The following is a 3,586-nucleotide window of genomic DNA, read 5'->3' as shown; positions in this document are numbered from 1 at the left end:
GCACGCTCGTCATCCGGGGCAAGGACCTCGCCGCCGCGACCCGCCCCACTAGCCGTCGGGACTGGAACCCCAACGGGGCCGACGGCACGCTTCAGCACAGGCAGCAGTTGCCCGACCGCGACGGCACCCTGACCCTGACCGCCAGCACCACCGGCGTCTACCGCGTCAGCCTCGAAGCACTCGGCCTGAGCGACCTCGCCGACGAGGACGACACCGTGGAATGGGAACGCGAGGCCGCACCCTCGCAGAGCGCCGCCGTCCTGCTGGCCGAACACGCCGCGATCGAGGCGGCGGTCTGCCTGCCCTTCCAGCGCGAGCACCGCAAGCAGCGCCTCCTGCTGCCCAGTACGGTGTCGGCCGCTGTCGAGCCCACGATCCGGTCCGTCATCGCCGGAGCCGATCACGTCCTGGGGTTCTTCACCCTCGCCAGCGTCCTCGGCCGCCTCCACGACCGCGTCGGCCTCACCCAGGGAGCAACCGACGGCCACTGGCGAACCGATCCTCATGCCGACACCCCGCGCGACCACCCAGCCACCCTCACCGCTCTCATCAGCGACTGGTTCGAACTCCCCTCACCCCGCCACGGCGAAGCCGCCAACACCGCCGCGGTCGACAGCCCCGCCTACCTCCGCCACCTCGCCGCCCACCGCGCAGCGCTCGACCCGTTCGTCACCCGCTACCTCGCCACAACCGACAGCCTCGCCGGCGCACGCACTTTCGAAGAGCGCCACGTAGCCGGCTTCGCAGCCCTGCGCACCACCGACCTTTCCGCCTTGGCCTGCACGGAGGTCCGGCCCGTCCGCGAAGGACTTCTCCGCCTGGTCAAGTCGATGCCCCAGGACCCCGCCCAGCTGACCGCCTGGTACGAACGCCACCTCGACCAGGCCTGATCCCCGTCGACCCCTTGGAAGAAGGAGAGCCCCAGGATTCTGATCCCAGGGCTCGCAACGGGCCTGAGACAGGGCTCGATGGGGTGGTGTGGGTGCGCAGATGGAGCGGGCGGTCGGTGAAGTTGAAGCGGCTCTGCGGCATGTACGGTCACGGCCTCGGGGTCCATGAGAACCGCGAACCTGGAGTGGTTCAGAGGTCTGCCGCACCATCAACCACAGCACCGACATCGCGAAGGCGGTCCACATCGTTCACCACGCCTCAACATGAGGTTGGAAAGGGGTCGTTGTGCCAGCAGTCTTGAACGGGGCATGCTGGGTTGATGTTCGTAGGCGGTGCCGAGGATCTCGTCCCGGCCGCTGCTGTGCACGGTGACTCTCCGGCCGCCCGAGAGGGAGCGCCGGTGCACAACGATCGGTGCGCTGGTCACGACTTCCAGCCTGGCCCCTACCCGTTCGCGGGGCGAGTCAGCATGGCGGTCGGGGAAGCGGCATCGACATCCCCAGGCGTTCTGCCGCTTCCCCGCCAGTACGGCCCAGCTACCCGAAAAGCCCGTTCTACGCCCGCCCGTCACCTCAAGGGGCGCCGCGCCGCGACTGCGGCGGTCAGCTGTTTCTGCAGATGATCCGGCATTGGCTGCTGCTGCGTCGTTGCGATCACGGCTTCGGCGATGGCGTGCACCTTGATGTTGGTGTGCTGGGAGACCGTCACCAAGATCTCCCACGCTTCCTCCAGCGTGCACGACCAGGCCGCCATCAGTACCCCGCGGGCGATATCGATGACCGGCCTGCGCTCCAGCGCCTCTTTGAGCTGCTCGGTCTCCACCCGCAACAACTCCGCCCGCTCCACCAGGGGCAGCTCAACATCATCTGACAGAGGGGAAACGGTCGAACCGTCGCGCGGCGCGCCACCTGAAAGCTCTGCTCCAGTGCGGCCGCGCCGGGGACCCGGGCGCTGGGAAGGTCGCATAGCCGACGCCTTCCCGGCAGCATCCCCCCGCATTCCGGCCCCGCACGGCCACGCGCGTAAGAAACTCCACAACGCGAAACGACTCCCGCGCAGCTCGCGCACGGCGCTTCATCCCGGCTTGACCGGGAAGCGGTTGACATGGTGCTGCGACGTGCGTTTGCGTGGGCAGTGGCCTCCTGAACGGACGCGTGCCCTCCACGGACGGAAGGAGACGTATGAGCCAGGCCGACTTGACCGTCTCCCAGCACACCACCACCGACGGCGTGCACGTCCTCGACCTGGCCGGCGAGATCGACCACACCACCGCCGACACCTTCCGCCGCGCCCTCTCCGCGGACGACGGCTCTCTCCCGTACACGGTCCTCGACTTCCACGCCGTCACGTTCATGGACTGCAGCGGCATCAACGTCCTCATCGCCGCGAACAACGCCGCCCGGGCCCACGGTGGCTGGCTCCGCCTGGCCCAGACCCCCAGCCGCGTTCTGTACATCCTGCACGTCGTCGGCCTGGACGACGTCAGCCCGCTGTACGCCACCGTGGATGACGCCCTCGCACCGGAAGCCGCCGCCTGATCCCGGCCTCGCACGCCCTGCGGGGCGAAGGCGACGGTCGGAGCCGGGCTCTACAGGCGGCGTGCGGCAGGGCTGCTGAGCGGCTCGTCGGTGAGGGCGATGCGGGCGGTGATGCGTTTGCCGACCGGCTCCTTACGGGCTTCGAAGCCCTGGGCGACGGCCATCACGATCTCCAGGCCGTGCTGGCCCACCCGGCCGGCGTCCGCGGCCCGGGCCCTCGGCAGCACCGGGTCGGAGTCCCACACCGTCACCTTCACCGCCTCGCCGTCCATCCGTAGATCCATCAGGACCGGGCCCGGCGCGTACTTGAGGGCGTTGGTGACCAGTTCACTGACCACCAACTGCGTCAGATCCAGGCCGCGCTGGGAGACCATCAGCCCGTACTCGCTCTGACAGTGGGCGAGGAAGGCGGCGGCCAGGCGGCGGGCGCGTGCGATGTCCGTGCCGCCTCCCTCCAGCGCCACCATGACCTGCCGCGGGCGGCCGGCGGCCGGGTCTGTGCCGTCCCTGCTCGATGGCTCCGGTTCCCTCATCTGCTGCCCTCCGCTCCCCCATCACCCGCCCGCGCGTCCCCGCGCCGTCCGTGCCACGTACCCCTGCGGACGGGGGCGACTCCGGACGCGCCTGGCGGTTGGCTCCGCCACCCAAAGGGATCACCCGTACGATGCAAGCCGCCCCGGGCGGGAAGATCCGGTGCCAGTATCACCGACATGGTTGAGGGAACGATGGCAGATTCCGAACAAGCTGAGCAGCCGGGCCAGTTGTCGGTCGTTTCCACCGCCAGCGAAGGCGTCCGCGTGGTCACTCTCAGCGGAGAGATCGACCACCAGACCGCCGAGGCAATGCGGCAGGCCCTGGAGGTCGCCGACACCGCCAACCCCCGCCTTGTGCTCGACATGCGCGGCGTCGGCTTCATGGACTCCACCGGCATCAACATCCTCATCACCGCCCACCAGGCCCTCACCGAGGCCGGCGGCTGGCTGCGCCTGGCCGCACCGACCCAGGCCGTGCTGCGCACCATCCAGATCGTCGGCCTCGACACCGTCATCGACTGCCACCCCACCCTGCGTCAAGCCCTCAACGCCTGACCGAAAGGCCGCCACGATCTGGACAAGGTGAGCACGAGCCGTGGGCGGCCCCGGGAGACAAGCCATGAC

General features: G+C 69.5%; 5 protein-coding genes. 3 read left to right on the top strand and 2 right to left on the bottom strand.

Annotated features, from left to right (window positions below; translation table 11 throughout):
• A partial coding sequence (locus ABZ281_RS42440) for a hypothetical protein (RefSeq protein WP_356663367.1) occupies positions 1-890 on the top strand: 890 nt, incomplete at its 5' end.
• Between the two features lie 568 nt (positions 891-1,458).
• On the opposite strand, the gene ABZ281_RS42435 is transcribed toward ABZ281_RS42440, so the two are convergent.
• On the bottom strand, positions 1,459-1,713 hold the full coding sequence (locus tag ABZ281_RS42435; protein WP_356663365.1) for an ANTAR domain-containing protein: 255 nt from the start codon (positions 1,711-1,713) through the stop codon (positions 1,459-1,461).
• Positions 1,714-2,072: 359 nt separating this feature from the next.
• On the opposite strand from ABZ281_RS42435, the gene ABZ281_RS42430 reads away from it, so the two are divergent.
• On the top strand, positions 2,073-2,429 hold the full coding sequence (locus tag ABZ281_RS42430; RefSeq protein WP_356663363.1) for an STAS domain-containing protein: 357 nt from the start codon (positions 2,073-2,075) through the stop codon (positions 2,427-2,429).
• 50 nt (positions 2,430-2,479) lie between these two features.
• On the opposite strand, the gene ABZ281_RS42425 is transcribed toward ABZ281_RS42430, so the two are convergent.
• Complete coding sequence (locus ABZ281_RS42425) at positions 2,480-2,896, bottom strand: ATP-binding protein (RefSeq protein WP_356663369.1); 417 nt, start codon at positions 2,894-2,896, stop codon at positions 2,480-2,482.
• Positions 2,897-3,154: 258 nt separating this feature from the next.
• On the opposite strand from ABZ281_RS42425, the gene ABZ281_RS42420 reads away from it, so the two are divergent.
• Complete coding sequence (locus tag ABZ281_RS42420) at positions 3,155-3,517, top strand: STAS domain-containing protein (RefSeq protein WP_356663361.1); 363 nt, start codon at positions 3,155-3,157, stop codon at positions 3,515-3,517.
• Positions 3,518-3,586: the final 69 nt, after the last annotated feature.

It is taken from the genome of Streptomyces sp. NPDC006265 (assembly GCF_040613555.1).
In the GTDB taxonomy this organism is placed as follows: Bacteria; Actinomycetota; Actinomycetes; order Streptomycetales; family Streptomycetaceae; genus Streptomyces.
This window is presented reverse-complemented; position numbering and strand designations above follow the sequence as displayed.